General features: G+C 62.2%; 16 protein-coding genes and 1 pseudogene. 5 read left to right on the plus strand and 12 right to left on the minus strand.

The annotated features are described in order from the left end of the window. Nucleotides 1-602: 602 nt before the first annotated feature. A complete protein-coding gene (locus G6026_RS16360; protein ID WP_347238132.1) occupies nucleotides 603-728 on the minus strand; it encodes a transposase in 126 nt (41 codons plus the stop codon). Between the two features lie 202 nt (nucleotides 729-930). On the opposite strand from G6026_RS16360, the gene G6026_RS16365 reads away from it, so the two are divergent. After that, nucleotides 931-1,110 (plus strand): hypothetical protein, encoded by a 180-nt coding sequence (locus G6026_RS16365; protein ID WP_182613786.1) that lies wholly within the window; start codon nucleotides 931-933, stop codon nucleotides 1,108-1,110. A gap of 273 nt (nucleotides 1,111-1,383) precedes the next feature. On the opposite strand, the pseudogene G6026_RS16370 reads toward G6026_RS16365, so the two are convergent. The 6 genes and pseudogenes from G6026_RS16370 to G6026_RS16395 form a co-directional block, all read right to left on the minus strand. Next, a pseudogene (locus G6026_RS16370) lies at nucleotides 1,384-2,651 on the minus strand (IS3 family transposase). A 492-nt stretch (nucleotides 2,652-3,143) separates the two neighbouring features. Continuing rightward, nucleotides 3,144-4,379 (minus strand): hypothetical protein, encoded by a 1,236-nt coding sequence (locus tag G6026_RS16375; protein WP_182613787.1) that lies wholly within the window; start codon nucleotides 4,377-4,379, stop codon nucleotides 3,144-3,146. Between the two features lie 1,013 nt (nucleotides 4,380-5,392). Next, nucleotides 5,393-6,181 carry a sulfotransferase gene (locus G6026_RS16380; protein WP_182613788.1) on the minus strand — a complete coding sequence of 263 codons (789 nt, stop codon included), beginning with the start codon at nucleotides 6,179-6,181 and terminating at the stop codon, nucleotides 5,393-5,395. A 117-nt stretch (nucleotides 6,182-6,298) separates the two neighbouring features. Next, a complete protein-coding gene (locus G6026_RS16385) occupies nucleotides 6,299-7,093 on the minus strand; it encodes a hypothetical protein (RefSeq protein ID WP_182613789.1) in 795 nt (264 codons plus the stop codon). A 780-nt stretch (nucleotides 7,094-7,873) separates the two neighbouring features. After that, on the minus strand, nucleotides 7,874-9,736 hold the full coding sequence (locus G6026_RS16390; protein WP_182613790.1) for a nucleoside-diphosphate sugar epimerase/dehydratase: 1,863 nt from the start codon (nucleotides 9,734-9,736) through the stop codon (nucleotides 7,874-7,876). A 46-nt stretch (nucleotides 9,737-9,782) separates the two neighbouring features. Next, nucleotides 9,783-11,177, minus strand: a complete 1,395-nt coding sequence (locus G6026_RS16395) for a polysaccharide biosynthesis tyrosine autokinase (protein ID WP_182613791.1) — start codon at nucleotides 11,175-11,177, stop codon at nucleotides 9,783-9,785. A 200-nt stretch (nucleotides 11,178-11,377) separates the two neighbouring features. Here G6026_RS16395 and G6026_RS16400 point away from each other — a divergent pair, with 200 nt between their 5' ends. After that, nucleotides 11,378-11,962 carry an ElyC/SanA/YdcF family protein gene (locus G6026_RS16400; protein WP_309230111.1) on the plus strand — a complete coding sequence of 195 codons (585 nt, stop codon included), beginning with the start codon at nucleotides 11,378-11,380 and terminating at the stop codon, nucleotides 11,960-11,962. 243 nt (nucleotides 11,963-12,205) lie between these two features. Here G6026_RS16400 and G6026_RS16405 read toward each other — a convergent pair whose 3' ends face one another. From G6026_RS16405 to G6026_RS16420, 4 genes are read right to left on the minus strand one after another with little or no spacing between them, the layout of a single operon-like run. Then, nucleotides 12,206-13,333 (minus strand): acyl-CoA dehydrogenase family protein, encoded by a 1,128-nt coding sequence (locus tag G6026_RS16405; protein WP_182613792.1) that lies wholly within the window; start codon nucleotides 13,331-13,333, stop codon nucleotides 12,206-12,208. Nucleotides 13,334-13,342: 9 nt separating this feature from the next. Further along, nucleotides 13,343-14,569 carry an acyl-CoA dehydrogenase family protein gene (locus G6026_RS16410; RefSeq protein ID WP_182613793.1) on the minus strand — a complete coding sequence of 409 codons (1,227 nt, stop codon included), beginning with the start codon at nucleotides 14,567-14,569 and terminating at the stop codon, nucleotides 13,343-13,345. Further along, on the minus strand, nucleotides 14,566-15,363 hold the full coding sequence (locus tag G6026_RS16415) for an enoyl-CoA hydratase-related protein (protein ID WP_194305313.1): 798 nt from the start codon (nucleotides 15,361-15,363) through the stop codon (nucleotides 14,566-14,568). The genes G6026_RS16410 and G6026_RS16415 overlap by 4 nt, the downstream gene beginning before the upstream one ends. Nucleotides 15,364-15,368: 5 nt before the next feature. Then, complete coding sequence (locus G6026_RS16420) at nucleotides 15,369-17,042, minus strand: AMP-binding protein (RefSeq protein ID WP_182613794.1); 1,674 nt, start codon at nucleotides 17,040-17,042, stop codon at nucleotides 15,369-15,371. Between the two features lie 130 nt (nucleotides 17,043-17,172). Between G6026_RS16420 and G6026_RS16425 the strand changes: the two genes are divergently transcribed. Both G6026_RS16425 and G6026_RS16430 read left to right on the plus strand, forming a co-directional pair. Beyond that, on the plus strand, nucleotides 17,173-18,492 hold the full coding sequence (locus tag G6026_RS16425) for an MFS transporter (protein WP_241725797.1): 1,320 nt from the start codon (nucleotides 17,173-17,175) through the stop codon (nucleotides 18,490-18,492). 39 nt (nucleotides 18,493-18,531) lie between these two features. After that, nucleotides 18,532-19,278, plus strand: coding sequence for an FCD domain-containing protein (locus tag G6026_RS16430; protein ID WP_182613796.1), 747 nt, complete (start codon nucleotides 18,532-18,534; stop codon nucleotides 19,276-19,278). A 15-nt stretch (nucleotides 19,279-19,293) separates the two neighbouring features. Here G6026_RS16430 and G6026_RS16435 read toward each other — a convergent pair whose 3' ends face one another. Further along, nucleotides 19,294-20,319: a Ku protein gene (locus tag G6026_RS16435; RefSeq protein WP_182613797.1), complete on the minus strand. Its 1,026-nt coding sequence runs from the start codon at nucleotides 20,317-20,319 to the stop codon at nucleotides 19,294-19,296. Nucleotides 20,320-20,405: 86 nt separating this feature from the next. On the opposite strand from G6026_RS16435, the gene G6026_RS16440 reads away from it, so the two are divergent. Beyond that, on the plus strand, nucleotides 20,406-20,995 hold a 590-nt coding region (locus tag G6026_RS16440), incomplete at its 3' end, for a TSUP family transporter (protein ID WP_347238131.1).

Below are 20,995 nucleotides of genomic sequence, written 5' to 3' on the forward strand. Positions count from 1 at the left end.
TCGCGATGTCCAGCTTCTTGGACAGCTGCCACCTGACGACTATGCGTGAATAGACATCGGTGATGAATGCCGCGTACGCCATCCGCTATACGTGCGGATGTAGGTGATGTCCGCGACCCACAGCCGGTTTGGTCGCTCGGCGACGAACTTGCGTTCCATTACGTCAACACGACGTGCAGTCCTGGGTTTCGGGCGGGTGGAGTGCGGTGATTTGGCTCGCTGGATCCCTTTGAGGCCTTCGGCGCGCATGAGGCCATCGACGGTGCAACGGGCGACCTGGTGGCCGACGCGGCCCATCTCCTTACACATCTTCGGGACGCCGTACATGTGGTAGTTCCCCTCGTACATCTTGGTTAGCACGGCATCGCTGACCGACCGCGCTGGGGGCGGGCGGGGCTTCGGGCGTAGTAGGACGAAGGCGCGATCTCGGCGCTGGTCTCGTCCAGTGGATCGCAGATCGGCTGTACACCGTGTGCGTCATTGTGGTGGTCAATGGACTCGACCTATAGCGCTGTGGACGATCCAGCTCCGCAGCGAAGAAAGCCGACCCCTGCTTGCGGACTGTGTACGGCCGCCGGAGCTCACGGGTGCTCCTTCACTGGCTAAGCCAGGCGGGCGTCGCGATCGGCGGACACCGACGAGGCGTCCTGGCCCTCGGCCTGGGCCTTGCGCACCCAGGTCCGTAATGCTTGGCGATGCAGGCCGAGCTGATCGGCTACTCGCACGATCGCAACATGTGGGCGATCGGGTCGGCCTGTGCTTCCAGCGTTTCATGCGTGGCGCGTTCACAAAGCTCATCCGGGTACTTCCGAGGTGCTCCCATAGTTTTGATGACCCTTCCCGGGCAATTGATGTCTCCGTCAAACCCGGGCCACTCCAACGGTACTACCGCGCCGGACCCGCGATACCGAAAGGCCCCATCTGCCAGGCGTGACCGCTGCGGTCGCGATCGCCGATTCGCAGTCCCGCCAAAGGCGATGGGCTACGACGCAGAGCCGACCCAGCAGTAGCCACATCCTGGCCAGAATGTCCCCGGTCATCCGGGACGGGATCTTCGTCGCCCAGATGTGCCACGAGTACGCGAGCGCAATTACCAACACCGGCATCTGAGGGCCCTGACCTACGCCCAGCGGGACCGGCTTCTTGGGGAACCACAGATCGCACTTCTGCAAACCACCTGGCTTGTGCTCGGCACGGCCCCCCGGGGCCACCCCGACGGTGCTCGGGGCGGATCTCTCGCAGATGGTCCTTGAGCACGCTCATCGAGTGCGGGCTGGCGATCCGCTCAGTGATCAACAACCGCTGGAATCGTTGGATACTCCGCGCGCAACTGACGGCTCTCCGGCAAGAACTGAATCGCACTGGGTCTGATGGAGGCTCGGGTTATTGGATTCCGACCAGGGTCTGGTCAGTCCGTTTCGTAGCGTAGAACGCTTCCTCGAATTCCGCTGGTGGGACGTCGCGCAGGTATCCGTGCAGGCGGTCGTGGTTGTGCCAGTAGACCCAGTCGAGGGTGGCGAGTTCGACGTCCTCGACGCTCTTCCAGGGCCGTCTCTCGCGTGCAGGACCGCGGATGAGTTCGGCTTTGTAATAGCCGTTGACGGTCTCGGCCAGCGCGTTGTCATAGGAATCGCCGACGGTTCCGATCGAGGGCACCGCGCCAATCTCGGCCAGGCGCTCGCCATAGCGGATCGACGTGAATTGACTGCCAGCGTCGCTATGACACCGCAACCCCTCCAGCTGAGTGCCGCGTGACCAGCGGGCCACTTCGATCGCGTCCAAGACCATGCTGGTGCGCATGTGTGAGGCAACCCGCCACCCCACGATCGTGCGCGAGTAGGCATCGATAATGAAGCAGACATAGGCGACGCCGGCCCAGGTCGGGACGAATGTCAGGTCGGTGACCCACAACTGGTTCGGCGCGGTGGCGGTGAAGTCGCGACGCACCAAGTCGGGATGGCGCGGCACCCGCGGGTCGGGTCTTGTGGTGCGCACCCGCTTGCTGCGCCGGACGCCCTCGATCCCGCCGGCCCGCATCAGCCGGGCGACCTGGTCCCGGCCGATGTCGTGACCAGCACGCCGGGCCGCCTTCCAGATCTTTCGTGCCCCGTAGACGCGGAAGTTGTCCTCCCACAGCTGCCGCACGACTGGACCCATGACCTCATCACGCTACGACCGCGTGGACGGTTTCCGCTTCTTGAACTCGTAATAGCTACTCGGGGCCACCTGCAGAACTGCGCAGATGCGCTCGACCCCCAGAAGCCGACCCGCGACGACATCGTCGCGGTTGGCGTCGATGAACGCGGCTACTTCTTGTGCTGGCGGTCGAGCTCCGCCCCAAAGAAACTCGCTGCCCTCTTGAGAATCTCGTTGGCTCGCTTGAGCTCGCGGACTTCCTGCTCGAGGGCCTTCATCCTCGCCGACTCGCTCGTGCTGACCCCCGCCACGTGGCCCTCATCTACGTCAGCCTGACGCACCCACGACCGCACGGACTCAGCACCGTAACCAAGCTGGGCTGCCACTCGCTTCACCGTGCCGTGATCAGTGCCCAGCTCAGCTCGCAGGGTCCTGACCATCCGCACCGCAGCGGCCTTCTCTTCAGGGCTGTAGCGACGCGTGGTCGGCTTCCCCTGACTGGTGTCCTTCGGCATGAGTCCATCCTCGTTTCCAAACGATGGAGACTCCACCCAACCCAGTGCGATTCAAACGCATTGGCAAGGGATCCCTTCGAAGCGAGCTTGCACTTCGGCGGCCCCAAAGAAGGCGAGCTCCGAGCGCACCGTGTTCCGCGCCACCGCAGTCTCCTGGCGGTCTCCTTAATCGGCACGCCCTCGCTATTGTGAAAGCGGCGATCTCGGCCCGCCGCTGCACCGCAATCACTCCCCCAGGGTCGGGACGCGTTACGATTCACCCGTCACCCATGGGTCAGTATTCGCCCACAGTCGACACCCTATCTGCCACATCTACCCAAAACAGCGCTGGGGTTTCGCAACCGCGGACGCTACCTCCTCAGGACACTCATCCACTGCAGCAGAATCAAGGCGCGAATGAACGCACGCTAAACCAAAAAACAACGAGAGCGACGGGCCGGACCAGTGTTGGAAGACGGTGGCAGCGGCACAAGCAGACTTTCTCAGAGCTGGCTATCGAGCGGTTCTCCACATCCTGATGAACAAGCAAACCAAAAACAACTGCACGGCCGCCGCTATCGCCCAAGTGAAACCAGCACCGACCGCACCACCCTTGATTATCAGTACTGGCCCAACCATTACGGTGAACAACGTCGCAACGACATTGTATAAAACGAACTTTCGACTTGGGACTACGGCGACGGCCGGAATAGCGATGGCTGTGTTGGCAAACACGAAAACACCGACCAGACTGATCGCAAACAGCAGAGCTCGGCTAGGTCGTGCGTCCTCGCCGAATACGAAAGCCAGTACTGGCGCACCAAAAACCACCAAAACGAATCCAGATACTAAAGCAAAAACTGCCGAAAGCGACAAAAGCCGAAACACCAGCTTAGCCAACAGGTCCTTCTCCTGCGCAACGACATGTGAAGATATCTCTTTTGCAAAACTTTGGCCGATTGACTGAAAAAGAACAGAACCAACGCGGATATAGTACGAAACTATTGCAAATCTGCCGAGCGCCTCCAAGCTGCCGAACGCCTCTAGAGCTATTCTCACGAGTGTCGGCGAAAGCAGCGTCAAGAAGGCCGAGGCACCGAGAGTCATGAGAGACGCCAGATCAAGCCGAGTCTCCGATTGGGACCCTTCGCCCGGGTCCACACCGGAAGCAGCCAGCTTCTTGTCATAAACGAAGTACTGAACGGTCCAGAACGCAGCCGTCAGAAACAAACCGAAAGCCAATCCGAAAGTTAGCATTCCAACCAATACCGAAGCTACGTTCAAAACGGCTCGTATGATTGTCGACTTCGACATAGCAACATGGCGACCCGCACGTGCCGCTAGACCGTTGGCGCAGAATATGCTGTTTTCGACAATCTTACTGGCTGCAAGAGCACCCGCGAGCACACCAAAGTCGACACCGTAAACGATCGACGAGATTGTAACAACTAGGCCCGAAAAAAATACCCCAACAACAAACTGCGAACGACTGTACGCCGCCAAAGTGTCGCGGTCTACTGGGTGCGACGATAAGTAGTCGCGGAGCCTGAAGTGAGCGAAAACCAACACTGGACTACATATCGCTAGCGCCAATGTATAACGGCCAACTTCGGCCGCTCCTTCAAAACGCGCTACCAGCACCAAGATTACAACTTGACTTAGCACCAGAACAACGCGGCCGGAAAGTATAATCGCCGCACCTAATGAATTCAATGCATCTCCCGAAGTACGGCTGAACACTGCTCGCATTTGGCTCGATATGCAAGCGGAAACAGCGAACGCCGGCCAAACTCCAGAAAAAAAGGACCGGCGGAGGTCACCTGGGCCAGAGCAATAACGCTATAAACTGCGGATTCCCAACCTACTTGCCTTAGAAAGAATCTGCATCGCAGCGAGCGTAGGACGCTCGATTGAAACACAAATGAGCCTAATCGCCACAGGTAGATTCTCTTTCCACTGATCATCTAGGCGTATTGAGATTGAGTCCGACGACCTAAGCATCCGGTTACCGGCAATATTATGAAAACTCTCCGGCTGACTACCCGAGAACGCAGCAAACCGTTCGGAAACAGATTCGAATACAATCTCGCCTTCTGTAGCGACTATCTCTTCGTAGCTTAGGCATCTATATTCCAACGCAGAGCGTGGACCTGACCAAGCGGCGTAAAGGTTCGCAATCGACCAACCAGCTACGCATCGTAGAACAGCGAAACGATCACGCGGCGCACTAGCCTTTAGCTCAAGTGCCCTATTGTTCCCTTTCATTCTACTATGCACCACGGCCGGCAGACGGCGATGCACATGAAGGAAGACGACCGTTTGCACGCCGACCAAGTCGTTCAGCATTCTCGCACGCCGTCGGCCGTTGGCATTCTTGCTTGAATCAATTACAACCTCGAAACCTGCTTCCGCTAACGATGCGAAAACAGACTCCCAAGCAACCCTCCAAAGGCTGCTAGGCGATTTACTAAATTCGCTGTCGGCCAACGTAGCTGATAACATCGAAAGGCTCTCCCCAGATGCGTCAACAGCGTTCTGAATAATGGGTTTCCAAAATGGGCAATTATTTACAGTCTGACCACATGAGCAGTCCCTGCGCTTCGCTGCCCAAATGAAAAGGCTGAACAATTCTCCGCCTGAAAATCCACCAACCCTCGTGGCCACGAGACGATCGACTAGACTCGAGCCGCTACGGCCGTATCCGCCAACATATATGACGCGGTTCATATCTACTCCAATCACTCGACGGGAACGCTCTGGGTTCATTGTCGGCCACCATCTCGCCGGTAACCCAGCCTTTCGGCAGTCTCACTCACACTGCCCCAAACTTCATCGACTAGGCCAGTCGGCCACGATTCCCAAGCCTTAGAGGATTTGGAGAATCCAACGGTCCCCTGTACACGGCCAGCTTCCCTTCCCAAGTCGTGATCGTGCAGATGATAATTCAGCACAGACTCGTCCCACTCAACCCGGAAACCCTCAAGGGCACTGCGAAGCGTCTCCCGAGGGAAGTCACAGAGATCTTCGTAGAAGATCGTAGTTGCGCGAGAGTCAACTGCGACCGCGAAGCTCGCCAAGCTGGAAGAAACTCGACTCCAGTAGTTGGCCGCCGCTAGAACCAGGTTCGTGCCCTCTTCAAGTTCCTGATTCGCTAGGGCCGACGGAATATATCGACCTCCCTTAGTGAACGAGAACACCTGGTCGAGCGGATGCCTGTGCATAATCGCATAACGCGCGTTTGGGTACAGTGCGTCGATGGCAAGGGGACATTCGGCATAACGTGGTGACTTGTCTATCCACTCGGGTTTACTCTTGCTCGATGCATAAGTATCGAGAAACGCCCGCCCAAAACCGCCTACAGCCTCACGGCGAGCTTCAGCGTCATATCCAAGATCTTGGAGTCCCTTTGAGGATGCTTCTTCAAGAAGAAGGGCGCCTAGGTGAGCCAAGTAGTCAGTCTCCGGAGGCACAGCTATCGCAGGGTGAGAGTCCAGGCAGTATCTCAGTAGTGTTGTGCCGGAGCGGTAGGGCGACAGGACGAACTTTGGCACAGTGCTGGCAGGCTCCCAGCGCGCGTCGACGACTCTAACCCGGGTTCGACCGCGAACCAGCTCTCCGTAGACACGACGCGCACTCTCGATAGACCGATTCCAACCCATTTTTGCCTCTCATGCTGCGTTCCAACTGGGGTACGTTACAGCGCGCTCGCGGCCCGCCATGCTTGTATCAATGTAGGCCATCGACCACAAAAGGCCCACATAGATCGCAAGCGAAATGGAAAAGAAACCTTCGTAGAAATTAAGGCTGGATAGTACCCCACATCCTGACACCACAACAAAAACCGAGTTACGGTTCGCGCTAGCGCATGAAGTGCGCGTATAAGACTTAAGAATTCGGTAGAGCGGGACTGCGAAAAAGAAAGCGATCGTGAGAATTCCTATCGGGACACCCAAATAAATCAATAGCGCGACAAAATGATTGTGAATATTGTTCTCTAGACCAAGTGGTGCAACGACAAGCCATTCAGAGTGCGACCACCCCGCCAGTGCTTTAATAGGGTCATTCGATATAAGTTGGGTCGCGCCATCTACAAGCCGGAACCGAGCTGTGACATTAGTCTCAAGAACGCCGTCTCCAACGATCGATGAGCCAACATCGGTCTCCGCTAAGCTCGGATAGACTTGTTCCATTAAGAAAGTGCTTGTAGCTGAAAGCACGAGCACAGTCGCGGCGACGATAACCTTGGCGCCACTCCGAATCAGAAACCAAGCGACGATCACGAGTACCATCGAAAGAAGCATGTTACGAGATTGCCCAGTCAACTGTAGGCTCAAGACGGTCGCAAGTGCGAGAACGCGCTTGGTCTTAGTCAGACTTGACCAGAAGACCAAAACAAAGGCCAAAACGATCGCGACCACGATGCCCTGTTCTCCGAAGCTTCTGGGAACGCCGGCGGTTTTCATGAAAGGTAAGACTATACCTAAATCCCGGGAGGGCCGTGGAGCTTCTAAGAACGTAGCTCCGGTGATCGAAATATACAGGGCCAAAGTCGCAAGGGCGGCCGCTCCTATCGAGTACCATCCGAGCAGATCTTCCAATGATACGGTTCGGAAAATATGGCAGAAGCATGCTGCCAGCAAGAGGAGGATGAATCTAGAGGCCACGTGGCTCAGTTCGGAATACTCTTGCGTTACTAGCACACGCGCTGCATATATGGCGTATGCGAAAGTAAGCACCACTATTAAGTGAAAGTACCCCGGGAAAAGTATAACTCGCTGGTAGGCGGCCCCATAGACAGTTGAGATCAATGTAACCGCAAAGAGGACGGAAATGTAAATCATCGTGACTAGTGTTGCCACTCCACCGAATGTGACGCGTGGCAGCAACGGGACCATTGAGATGAGGCCGAGATAAATCATCACTTGAACCTTGCCAGATGTGGCCACGCTCGCCATAGACTTACTTTCCGATAAGCTGGGTTCTTTCAATTCTGCAACCGCGCTTGCATCGCGCCACGATATTCATGGGCGACTCGAGCGTCCTTACCCACAAACTCACGACTAGTTGGCTACTCGGGCATTAACTTGGCATTCTCTAATTCTATCGCGATCACATAGTATGACTTTTGGGCGCCGCTACAAGTGACCAGCGTGAAAGATAGCTGTCTGGTAGGGAATTTCCTCGCTGTAGTAGCTTTTGTCGCCCAGCGCTAGAGGGTAACAGTTCGTTCTTTCGGGCTCGTGTCAGCGATTCTCCTGCAGCTCAATAGAAGAGCGCGCTTGGATTCGCATCCATTGTCGGGCCGATTCATGGTCATCAAAGGCTGTTAGCTGGTCTGGGGTCAAATGAACTGGGGCGACGCGGACCTGAGAAATGGATTCGTGTTTCTTTCCATAGATCGGAACCTCCGTTTCGTCGAATAGTTCTTCCACTGCCTTCTCATTGTCTCTCAATCCGGTGTAGACAATCTCAATGTCTTTCCCGGACTGCTGTATCAGAGTCTTAGCGACCTCTGCGATCTTTACCGGCTCGCCCATATCAAGGACTAGGGTGTCGCCTGAATCGCCCACGACTGCAGCTTGTAATACTAACTGGCAGGCTTCAGGGATAGTCATAAAGTAACGGCTCACCTCTGGGTCTGTGACGGTCACCGGGCCGCCATCCTTGATTTGTTTCTCGAACACAGTGAGGACTGAACCCCGGGAACCGAGAACATTCCCGAAGCGTACTGACGCATACTTGCCGGTTCGCGCCGCTACAGCTCGAGCAGCTGTCAATCGTTCTGCGATCCTCTTACTCGTCCCCAGCGTTGTCGTCGGACTGGCAGCTTTGTCGGTCGAGATGTTAACGAAGGTCTCGACCCCGCTTGCCTCCGCTGCGTCCAACAGATTCAGGGTCCCCAGTACGTTGGTCTTCAGAGCCTCAAGGGGATAGTGCTCCAGCAGCGGCATGTGCTTGAGCGCCGCGGCATGAAAGACTATTTGCGGTCGCCGTTGCAGGAATATCTCAGCGATCGAACTTCGGTCCCGTATTGAGGCAAGAATTGTGTCTTCGCCGTCGAGCATCGCTTGATCCTGTATGGACAACTGAACCGCGTGTAGACCCGATTCGTCACGATCGAGCATCATCAGTTCTCCAGGCCTAAACCTGACCAATTGGCGGCACAGTTCCGAGCCGATTGATCCACCTGCGCCCGTGACCAGTATCCGCTTTCCGCGCATGTAGTTAGCTATTTGGGTTTGATTGAGCCGTGCCGGCGACCTACCCAAAAGGTCAGTGACGTTTATCCCTCGCAATTCATCGGCAGCTACGCGGGAATTCATCAATCGATCAATCGGCGGCAAGACCAGAACATGAAGCCCCGCCTCTTCTGCGCGATCACGGACATCGATCAATTCTTCCGCGGGTAAGCTGGGAACCGCCACCAACAAAGTTCCCGCGCCGAACTTGCTCGCGAAATCTGCAATGTGCGCGCGCGTTCCTCGGACTCTGATCCCGTCAACGACCATGCCCTGTTTAGTGGGGTCGTCATCCAGGATTGCCACCGGGCGGAACTTTGAAACGCTGGATCGACGCAGCTGGCTCACCAACTGGCGTCCCCCGTCTCCAGCTCCGAATACTAAGACGGGCTCAGCGTCAGCAGTCGCTCCGGCGCCGAATAATTCTTTTCGACGCACCAGCGACCTAAGCACCAGCGCTGCGAGCGTTGTGAACGCCCCTGCAACTAGCGGTGTAGACCTCGGAACCCCTTCGTAGTCTCCGCTAGCGATGTGCCCCGCGAACACCACGAAAGAGGCTCCAGCGAACACGACAATAAGAACGCTGGTCTCTAGCAGACTGCCTGGAACAAACCGACCACGATAGAGCCCTGCCAACCAACCTGCGCCCCAGCTCAGCGCAACGACGCCGAGGAGAACCAAGTAGAATCGGGACATACCTAGCGTTGCAGCTAGTTGGTCGAGCGCGAAGTCGTAACGCATCCAGAGCGCAACCAGAAGCATAACCAGCCAAACAAGCGCGTCAATGGGCATCCACGGTGAAAAAGCAATGACGCCAACTTCGCCCTCCGAGCGGCTGCTCCGAATCAACCGAGCGCTGCGAGTCATTCTCCCTCCTCAACGTAAGAGCGCACGACTTCTTTTCGAGCGGCCATTATTCCTCCCGTGCGGAGTTTCGCGTGCTAGACGAATAGTAGTAAGAGTCGTAATAACCGTTCGTCCCCTTCTTCGCGGGCTTATTCGCTACAGTCACTACGCCCAGAAGTTTTGCGTCTGCTTTTTTCAAATTGTCGACGGCCTGCGCGACTTGGTCAGTAGTCGTGCGGTGGGTTCGGACCACTAGAAGTGCTCCGTCAGAAATCTGAGCGATCAGAGCGCCATCAGTGACGGGCAAAAGGGGCGGGGAGTCGATAATCACGTAGTCGTAGCGGCGTCTAAGATCTTCGAAAAGTAACCGGGCAGTATCTGAGGCCAAAAGCTCCGAGGGGTTTGGCGGAAGAGGCCCGCAAGCCAGCAATTCCACTCCCGCATGTCGCGTCGCCTGAACCACGTCGGCAAAATTGGCCTGACCGGAAAGAATATTCGTCAAGCCGACTTTGTCGGGCATGGACATGTACTGGACGACAAGCGGTCGGCGAAGATCCGCCTCGATCAGAAGAACGCTGTTTCCCGCCTCAGCAAGCGCAAGCGAAGTGTTTATCGCGGTTTCGGACTTTCCCTCCATGGCGATTGAGGAAGTCACCACTATGACGTGTGGTGGATGGTCCACATTGAGGAATTGTAGATTTGTGCGCAACCGCCGGAAGGACTCCGCCGCCGGGGAATGTCCCGTGCGAAATGGAACAAGGTGAGCCGATTCGCCGTCCCTGTCCTCGTCCTTACGGAAGGGTATCGAACCCACTACCGGCTTGCCGGTGAGTTCTTCAAGCTGGTCCTTGGACTTGACCCTTCGGTCAAGTGTATTAACAAGAAGCGCAATCATCATTCCGCCGAGTAGACCGAGAACGAAGCCGATCGCTACGTTTTGCTCGGTTTTTGGCGCCACCGGAGACGTCGGGAGAGCCGGGGGGTTCACTACAGTGAGTTTGGCCAATGCTGGTCCGCCGCCATCCGGAACCTCGAGCTGGTTGATAGCAGCGGGTAGGACCTGGCCATATCCCTCCGCGATCCGCAGAGCACGGTCGGGGTCCGTGTCCTTTACGGTCACTGCAAGAAGGACGGTGTTCGCATCAGCGGTGGCACTGGCGGCGTCCGCGACCTCTCTGGCAGTTCGGTCGATCCCAGACACCTCTACAACATCTTGCGCGATCGTCGAGCTTCCGACCAGTTCTGCGTAGGAACGCACCCGCTGTTGCGCGCCCAAAGAGCCCTGATAAACAGCCGCGGCTGAGTCGCCTACCGATGCTGTGACGTAGAACTGGATTCTAGCTTCGTAAATCGGGGTGGTCATGAGGCTCAATCCCAACCCCAGTAGGCCTCCAACAAGGGTGGCAGCCACGATGACCATCCAGCGGGCACGGAAGACAGCCAACAGGTCCCGCAGATCCACTCCAGGGTCCTTCCTCAAGTCAGTTGCAGCATAAACCCGAGCCAGCCAGCGTGAACTCGAGCAGAAGGCTGACACTACTTTGCTGAGGCGCGGCTCAGAAGCCATCGTTCACACGATAAACATGACTTCACCTGGCGCGGGCGTCGCGGACTGCGGGTTCTTGGGGTCTGCGCTCAGGTCGTCTCCGTAACCTAGTTCCGGTGAGAAGCCGATTCTTCCGCCGCCGCGCGGCGGTTGTCGCCACGGCACTCTTCGTGCTTGTGCTGACCGCAGCGGGCCTATCGGCCAGCAGCGCGGTCCTCCATCCGCGGGTCGACTCTCCCGGGCGCGTAGATGCAATAGTGGTGGTAGCGGGCGCAAACGACGACCGCTACTTCTATGCTCGTCACCTCGCTGCGACGAAGGTCTCGGACCACATACTGGCCTCCCGGCCACCTGGGGCAAACGCCCAGTACGTCCATTACTTGGACCCCGACTGCGCATCCGCTAGGATCCTCGCCGGCAAAGCGCGGGGCGTTGAAGTCGAGTGCTTTACGCCCGATATTGATACCACGGAGGGTGAGGCAACTGCTGCGACCCGGATCGCCCGCGAACGGGGGTGGGAGTCGATACTTGTGGTGACAAGTTGGAGCCACGTATCACGGGTGCGGATCTACTTTGAGCAGTGCTTTGATGGCGCCGTCTACGTGACCGACACTCCCCGCCCACTATCCAAGTCAAGGAAGAAGGCCTTGTTGCACGAGTCCGGGGGCTACCTCAAAGCGCTAGTTAAACCTGCTTGCTGACGCTAAATCCCGTGAGGAACACCTGGAAAAGCGAATCGCCAGCGGCCGTGGAGGGGGGTCCGACGGCCGCCAGCGACTCTGTCGCACGATGCACGTCCGCGACCGGGGGTGGTCAGCGTAAACCGCGCATCGAGGCGCAGTCGGTGGCAACGTGAGGGGGGGTCAGTGTTGCCTCCGACTGAGAACCACTATAGGAACCCCACGCGCACTCCACAACCGTCAGCTAACGGCCGACAGCCCCGGTCAGGCCGGTTCACTGACACGCCTCGGGCGCGTCACCTCTCGGCCAAGAACCAGAGACTCCCCCATGGACTGCACATACGGGTACTCGTCGCCGAACAGAAGCTGATCGGCCTTGGCCCGCCGGAAGTAGTGGTGCAGCGGATGCTCCCAAGTGAATCCGATTCCGCCGTGCACCTGGATCGCCTCCTCCGCTGCCGTCATCGCCGCTCGTGAGGCCAGCACGCGCGCCGCCGCGGCGCGGACGGCCAGTTCTGTCCCTCCCGGCTCGGCAGTTCCTGACTCGTCACAACCCCGCTCGGCGCCACTCGACGCGTCGAGCACCGTGACCTCAGCCAACTCGATGGCAACGAGGAGGTCGACGAGCTTGTGCTTGATCCCCTGGAAGGAGCCGATGGTCCGCCCGAACTGCTGACGCGTCCCGGCGTACTCCACCGCCATCTCCAGGCACCTCCGCGCGAGGCCCACCTGCTCCGCGGCCAGGGCGATGAGGACGCGTGAGCGCACCTCCTCGAGACGCGACGCGACACCCGGTCCCGAGATACGGCGCGCCGTCGCCCCGTCGAACTCGACGGTCGCGAGCTGGCGCGTGCCGTCCAGTTGCTCGCCGACCGACCGTCGCACGCCGGGCGCCGAACCCTCGACCAGGGCGAGTTCGGTGCCGTCGGGGCCGTGTGTGACGACGACGAGGAGTTCCGCGCTCTCCCCGTCAACGACCGCGTGCTGTACCCCCGTCAGGCTCAGTTCCCGCTCCCCCGCGACCTCGCCGCGGATGGACGAGGTGACGATCCCCGGCCCGCAGACCAGGGCGGCGGTCCGCGCGCCCGACACGATCCCGGGCAGGAGCTCGGCGCGCGTGTCCCGGTCAGCGGCGTCGAGCAGCGCGAGGCCGGCCATCACGACGGAGGAGAGGTAGGGCGCCGACCCCAGAGTGCGGCCGAGACCCGTCATGACCACGGTCAGGTCCCGGAACGTGCCATCGGCGCCACCCGTGGCCTCGGGGAACGGGATCTCGGTGAGCCCGAGCTCGCGGATCGACGGCCACACGTCGTGCCCGGGCGCGATCCCCGACCACACATCGTCGAGCGTCTCGGCCAGGTCCTTCTGTTCTGTGCTGAGGTTGATGGGCATGTCCGCCTCCTACCGGGGCTCGCGCGGCAGTCCGAGCCCGCGCTCACCGATGATGTTTCGCTGGATCTCGTCCGAACCGCCGGCGATCCGATAGCCCGGGGCGCCCAGCAGATGCTGGGTCCAGGCGAACGTGTCCGCCTCGCCGGTGTCGGCGAGGATCCGGTGGCCGAGGAACGACGCCGCCGCGTCCCCCACCCGCTTGAGGTTCTGGGTCCACACGAGCTTCCCTATCGACCCCTCGACGCCCGGCACCGCGCCGGCCTGTTCCAGCTCGGCGTACCGGGCGACCAGCAGGGCCTGGGCGCGCTCGTAGAGGTGGGATTCCGCGATCCGTCCGCGGACCTCCGGTGCCCCGGTGATGCCCAGCGAGGTCGCCAGCCGGATGAGGTCGGCAGTGTTGCCGCCGGCGTCGACAATCCCCGCGCTGGACTGACGCTCGAAGCCGAGGGTGGTCAGCGCGACCCGCCAACCGTCGCCCACCTCGCCCACCCGGAACTCGTCCGGCAGCACGACGTCGGTGAGGAACACCTCGTTGAACGTCGACCCGCCCGACATCTGACGGATCGGACGCACCTCGACGCCCTCGAGGCCCATGGGGACCATGAACGCCGTCATGCCCTTGTGCTTGGGCGCGGCCGGGTCCGACCGGGCGATGAGCAGACCCCACTCGGAGAACTGCGCGCCCGAGCTCCACACCTTCTGTCCGTTGACGCGCCAGCTCTCCCCGTCGCGGACAGCGCGCGTGGAGAGCCCCGCGAGGTCCGATCCCGCACCCGGTTCCGAGAACAGCTGGCAGCACAGCTCGTCCGTGCGGAGGAACGGGCGGATGAACCGCTCCTGCTGCCAGTCGCTGCCCAGCTCGAGGAGCGTCGGCGCCACCAGCTCGACCGTGACGAGGATGTTCTCGTGCCGCTCCGGGGTGAGGTACTCACGCTCCACGCCCGCGTAGATCCGCTCGTGGCTCGCGGTCAGACCCCGGCCGCCCCACTGCGGGGCCCACGTCATGGCGCCGAAGCCGGCGCCCACCCGCTCGGCCTGCCACGCGCGTCCCTCATCGATCAACGCCCTCTCGTCCTCGTGACCGAGGTTGTGGAAGATCGAGTACTTCGGAGCCTGCTCTGCCGCGTCCCGCCGGGGCAGGCGGGAGTCGAGCCAGGCGCGACTCGCGGCCTCGAACGCCCTCAGGTCCTCGGCGCCGTCCTGCCCTGTCTCCGCGGGGATCACTGTCGCCGTCATGTGGTCACTCCCTTCATCGCCGCGAGCCGCTGCTCGACGGCGGCCGTGGAATCCGGATGCTCGGAGAGCCGGACGGTGTAGGACTGCTCGAGCTCGTACCCGCTCCGGATGTCCATCCCCTCGCACCCGTTGAGCGACTGTTTGGCGAGCGTCAGGGCATACCTGCTCCTGCTCGCGATCACCTCGGCGCGTTCCATCGCCCTGTCCCTCAGCTCGGCATGGGGCACGATCTCGATCGGCGCACCCCAGCTCCGGAACGTCGCGGCGTCCACGGCCTCGGCGGTGAAGAACATCCTGCGCATGGCCTGCTCGGGAAGCATCCGCGCGGTTAACCGGCCTCCGCCGAGGACACCGACCTGCATCTCGGGCAGGCCGAAGGTCGCCCGGTCCGAGGCCACCACGAGGTCGGCGCTCGCCGTCAGCCCCATCCCACTGCCCAGTGCCGGACCGTTGACCGCCGCGATCACCGGCAGCCTGCACTCCATCACGGCAAAGAAGGCGCGGCGGGCGTCACGCATCGCGGCATCGCCGTTCCCGCCGTCCATCGTCCGGAACTCGTTCAGGTCGTTGCCGGCGCAGAAGACCCTCCCACGGCCCGTGAGGATCACCGCGCGGTACGACTCGTCATCGGAGAGCGCGTCAAAGGTCTCGGCGATCCTGCGGTACGCGTGACCGTCGAGCGCGTTGACCTTGCCGCGCGTCAACTCGACCAGCGCGATGCCCTCGCGGACCTCGGTGACCGTCACCGGATCCGCCACCGCGGTCCTCGTCGTCGTCGTGATAGTCGGTGCCATCTCTCTCACCTCTCGTGGACGGCCACGAGACTCGTGGCCGCCATCTGCTCGGGGGCGGTGGATCTGTCCCGCGTGAAGTCACGGAGAGCGAACTTCTGGATCTTCCCGCTGGCCGTCTTGGGCAGGGCGTCCACCACGAACACGCTCTCGGGGACCTTCTGCACGGCGACCCCCCGGTCCACGAGGAACTGCCGCACCTCCTCCAGCGACAGGTCGGCCCGGCCCCGGGTGACGACGAAGGCGCAGCCCCGCTCCCCCGTGACGGGATCCGGGCCGGCGACCACGGCGACCTCGACGACCAGCGGATGCTCGCTGAGCTGGTTCTCCACGTCGTGTGTGCTGATCTTCTCGCCGGAGCGATTGATGATGTCCTTGATGCGCCCGACGATGTGGATGCCGCCGCGCTCGTCAACGCGGGCGAGGTCGCCGGTGCGGAAGAACCCGGCCTCGGTGAAGGCGTCGTGGTTGAGCGCGGCGTCGAGGTAGCCGAGGAAGGTGTCCGGGCCCCGCCACAGGACCTCGCCGACCTGACCGGTCTCCACTGCTCGGCCGGCCTCATCGGCGACGACCACCTCCGTCGGCGCCAACACCCGGCCGTCCGAGTACTTGCGCAGCTCCGGGCCGTCCGCCAGGTTGGCCGAGGTCACCGAGGGCCCCTCGGTCGCGCCGTACATCCGGGTGATCGTCCCCAGCCGCTCGTCCGCCTCCGTGACGAGCGCATCCGGGATGTCCGCTCCCCCACAGATGATGTAGCGGATCGACGGCGTCTCGAGGCCGGAGTCCCGCGCGGCGTCCAGCAGCCCGCGAAGGAACGGGGTCGCGAAGATCATGAAGCTCGCCCGCTCGGTCCGGATCTGCCGCAGGGCCTTCTGGGAGTCCCACACATCCTGGAGGACCACCGGCGCACCGAGCAGGAACGGGAGCGTCAGGGCGCAGTTCACGCCGGTGATGTGGGTGACCGGCGAGGGGTTGAAGATGACGTCCTGAGCGGTGAGCCCGAACGTGTCGATCATCGACCGGTTCTCGAAGACCAGCGTGTTGTGGCTGTGCAGCGCACCCTTGGGGTCGGCGGTGGTGCCCGAGGTGTAGAGCAGGAGGCAGACGTCGTCCGGGTCGGGTGACGGCAGGGCGTGCACCCGGTCCACCTGATCATCCGTGACCGAGTCGAGCAGGGAGGCCAGCGTCTCGACGCCCTCGCGCCGGTCGGAATCGGTGGTGATGACAAGCTCGAGATCGGGCAGGTCCGGGGCGAGCCCCCGATACATCTCCGCGTAGTCGAACCCCCGGTGGACGCCCGGGATGATCGCCACCCTCGACCGCGCCTGCGTGGCGATGAACGTCACCTCGCGCTCGCGGTAGATCGGGACGATCGGGTTCACCACCGCGCCGATCCGGTGCAGCGCGTGGTAGACGACCACCGCCTCGGCGCAGTTGGGGAGTTGGAAGGAGACCACGTCTCCCGACCGCACCCCGCGCTCGATGAGCGCTGCGGCCAGACGCATCGCGTCCCGGTTGACCTCGGAGAACGACACCCGTCGGTCGCCGTCCACCACCGCGGTGCGCTCGCCCCAGAGGCGGGCCGCACGGTCCAGGTAGTGGTCCAGTGGCCGGTCCTGCCAGTGGCCCGCCGCGCGGAACGCGGCCACGCTGCGGTCGTCGGGCAATCGGGTGGGTCGCATATCTCCTCCTTCGCGAAATGCTTGCCGAATCGGATCGTGTCCCTCTACAGTAACCCACGTCTCCCTAAATATGCACATGTTTTGCCAGGCGATGACTCCCCCAATCCCCCTCACCGAGAAGGTGATTCACTTGACACAAGCTCAGCCCACGAAGCGACGGTCCGTTGCGGCCGCAGGTATCGGAACCGTGGTCGAGTACTACGACCTGACCGTCTACGCCTACCTCGCCGTCGTCGTCAGCCCGCTGTTCTTCCCGAGCGACGACCCCACCGCGTCCCTTCTCGCCAGCCTGGCCGTGTTCGCCTCGGCCTACCTCATGCGACCGATCGGCGGACTGTTCTTCGGGCGCCTGGGCGACCGCTACGGCCGCAAGCGCGCCCTGCTCGTCTCCGTGATCCTCATGGGCGTCGCCACCCTGATCATGGCGTTCCTCCCCACCTACGCGGCGGTCGGCGTCCTCGCCCCGACCTTGCTCGTCATCGCCCGTCTGGCCCAGGGGTTCTCCGCAGGTGGAGAGCTCGGCGGGGCGCTGACCTACGTCTACGAGATCGTCGGGCCCCGGCGTCGCGGACTGGGCGGATCCATCGTCGCGCTCGGCTCCAACACCGGCTTCGCCCTCGCCGCGATCGTCGTGGCCACCACCTCTGCCCTCACCTCCGATGTCCAGATGACGAGCTGGGGCTGGCGGATCCCCTTCATCGCCGGACTGCCCCTGCTCCTGCTGTGCCTCTGGCTCCGGTCGCGCATCGAGGACACCCCCGAGTTCGAGGAGGCCGCCGCCTCCGCCGATCTGGCCAAGTCCCCGTTCAAGGAACTCCTCGCCAGCCAGCCGTTCCAGGTCCTGCAGGTCTTCGGTCTGGGCATCGCCCAGAACGCCACCGGCTACATGGTGCTCACCTACATCGGCATCCACCTCGTCCGCGAGGGCGGATACAGCCAGACCGCGGTCACGTGGACCGCAGCCGGCGTGATCGTGTTCGTGGCCTCCCTCATGCCGATCGCAGGCCTCCTCGTCGACCGCTTCGGCAGCCGCACCATGCTCACCATCGGCCTGCTGTGGGCGGCCGTGTTCGCCTACCCCGCGATGTCGTTGATGACCGGGAACGGGCTCGCCGTCGCCGGACTGGCCTTCGCCTTCTTCGCCGTGTGCACGCCGCTCATCCAGGTCAGCACGGCCCCCGTGTTCCCCGAGCTGTTCGACTCCCGGGTGCGCCTCACCGGCGTGGCGCTGGGCTTCAACCTCGCGACTGTGGTGGCCGGTGGAACCGCGGCGTACATCGCGACCTGGCTCATCGACCGGACCGGCGACCCCCTGTCACCCGCCTACTTCCTCATCGGAGCGAGCATCATCGGCGGACTGACCCTCCTCACGATCCGAGGTGCGCTGTACAAGGCGTCCGATCTCCCCGAGGTCGACGAGGAGCGCCCCGAGATGGCACCGGTCCACTAGCGCCATCAGCACTCCGCGCGCCCGATACGCTGGAGAGCGATGAGCCCCAGAGGATCCGACACCCCCCACCCGCGCGGGCGCAAGCTGTCCGCGCGGGTGGGAAACCTCATCGCCGAGAAGATCTTCTCCGGCGGCCTCGTGGAGGGGCATCGTCTCCCCACCGAGAAGGAAATGGTCGAGGAGTACGACGTCGGGCGTACCACTGTCCGGGAGGCACTCCGGCTACTCGAGAGCCGCGACCTGGTGACGGTCAAAGCCGGCATCGGTGGCGGCCCCATCGCCACGATTCCGCAGCTCGAGTCGCTGGGCCAGACGATGAAGCTGTTCTTCCAGATCAACGGCGCGACCATCAGCGACGTGATCGACGTCCGGCTCATGCTCGAGCCGATCGTCGCGCGCGCCGCCGCCGCGACCGTCACCGACCACCAGATCGACGTCATGCAGGGTGCCCTCGACCGAATCCTCGAAGACCCTCACGACCACGACGCCTTCCAGCTCAACAACGCGCTCTTCCAACGCACGGTCTACGACGCGGTCGGCAACCCCGCACTGAAGATCGTCATGGAGACCCTGTGGCTCCTCGTCCGCGACGCCGAGCCGAGTGAACACCCCCTCGCCACGAGGCTGGAGGCGGCCGAACTCCAGTCCGACCTGCTCGACGCGATGCGCCGCCGCGACCCGGACGCGGCCGAAGCCGCCATGCAGGTGTTCGTCGAGCGCTCCGCCCGGTACTACCGCCGCTACCTGGCCGACGTGATCTCCCAGCCCGTGAAGTGGGAGCTCTAGAGGCGGTGATTGGCGCTACGCGCTCTTCTTGGCCGGCGCCTTCTTCGCAGTGCTCTTCCTGGCCGAGGAACTCTTTGAGGTCGACTTCTTAGCGGGCTCCTTCTTGGCAGTCGACTTCCTAGCCGCTGCCTTCTTGGCGGGAGCCTTCTTGGTTGCCGTCTTCTTGGCCGAGCTCGAGCTGCTCTTCTTTGCGGACGACTTCTTTTGCGAGCCGGCGTCCTCGTCGTCGTCATCGTCGTCGCTGGCGTCGGCCTTGCCGCCGCGGTCCTTCACGCTCGCGCGCAGGGCGGCGAGCAGGTCGGCCACCTCGTCGTCGCCGTCGTCGTCGCTAGCCTCCTCGCGCTCCTCCACGGTGAAAGCCTCGCCACCGGCGGCCTTGGCCTCGATGAGCTCCTTGAGCTGATTCTGGTAGTCGTCCTCGTACTTCTCGGGCTCGAAATCCGCGGCCATGGTCTCGATCAGCGAGGCCGCCATCTTGACCTCCTGCGGCCGGACCTTGGCCTCCTTGTCCAGGCCCTCCAGGATCGCCGGGCGGATCTCATCCGGCCACAGCAGCGTCTGCAGCATCAGCACGTCCTTGTACACCCGCAGCGCACACAACCGGGTGCGATTACGCAGCGTGAACGTGCAGATCGCCAACCGGTCCGTGGACTCCAGCGCCTCTCGCATCAACACATACGCCCGGTTGGAGCGTGACGCCGGCTCCAGGAAGTAGGCGTTGTCGAAGGCCACCGGATCCACCTGATCGGCCGGGACGAACTCCGTCACCTCGATCTCGTGGTTCTGCTCCACCGGCAGCGACGCCAGATCGTCCTTGGTGAGGATCACCGTCTCGCCGTCGTCGGACTCGTACGCCTTGGCGATGTCGGAGTACTCGACCTCCTCGCCGTTGTCGTCCCGCACCCGCTTGTAGCGGATCCGCACCCCGTCCTTCTTGTCCACCTGCCGCGCGCGCAGATCGTGGTCCTCGGTCGCCGAATACACCTTGACCGGCACGTTCACCAGACCAAAGGAGACCTCGCCCTTCCAGATGGATCGCATGGGGAGAGTATGCGCCAGAACGGGGCTCGGGGCAGCCGGACCAGGCGCCCCCGGCCGGTCCGGGCGCACCTGGAATGCTGGTCCCCGTGCCCGCCGACGTCGCTCCGCTCCTGCTGATCGTCGCGGCGGCGGCCGTCATCCTGGGCACGGTCCTGCAGCGGGTCAGCGGGATGGGGGTCGGACTGGTGGTGGCGCCCACCCTCGCGCTGCTCCTCGGGCCCGTCGCCGGGGTGCTGCTGACCAACCTCACCACCACCGTCTCCGCCGTGCTCATCGGCATCACGCTGCGCCACGACATCGACTGGCAGCGGTACATCCGCCTCGCGCCCCTGATCGTCGTGGGGTCCGTCCCCGGCGCGCTCCTGGTGGGCGCCGCCGACCGCAGCTCGCTCGAGGTGATCATCGGGACCGTCCTACTGGCCACCCTCCTCACCACGGCCCTCGTGCGCATCCCGCCGGTGAGCGGCGCCATCCCCGCCGCGATGGCCGGCACCGCCGGGGGATTCCTCAACACCGCCGTGGGCGTGGCCGCGCCCGCGATGCTCGTCTACGCGCAGGCGACCAACTGGCAGCAGCGCTCCTTTGCCGCGACCCTGCAGCCGATCTTCTTCACGATGGGTTTGACCTCGGTCATCACGAAGGTCGGCCTGGGCGCCGCGCCGATCTCCGGACTGCC

Source organism: Dietzia sp. DQ11-38-2, assembly GCF_014145055.1.
GTDB lineage: Bacteria > Actinomycetota > Actinomycetes > Mycobacteriales > Mycobacteriaceae > Dietzia.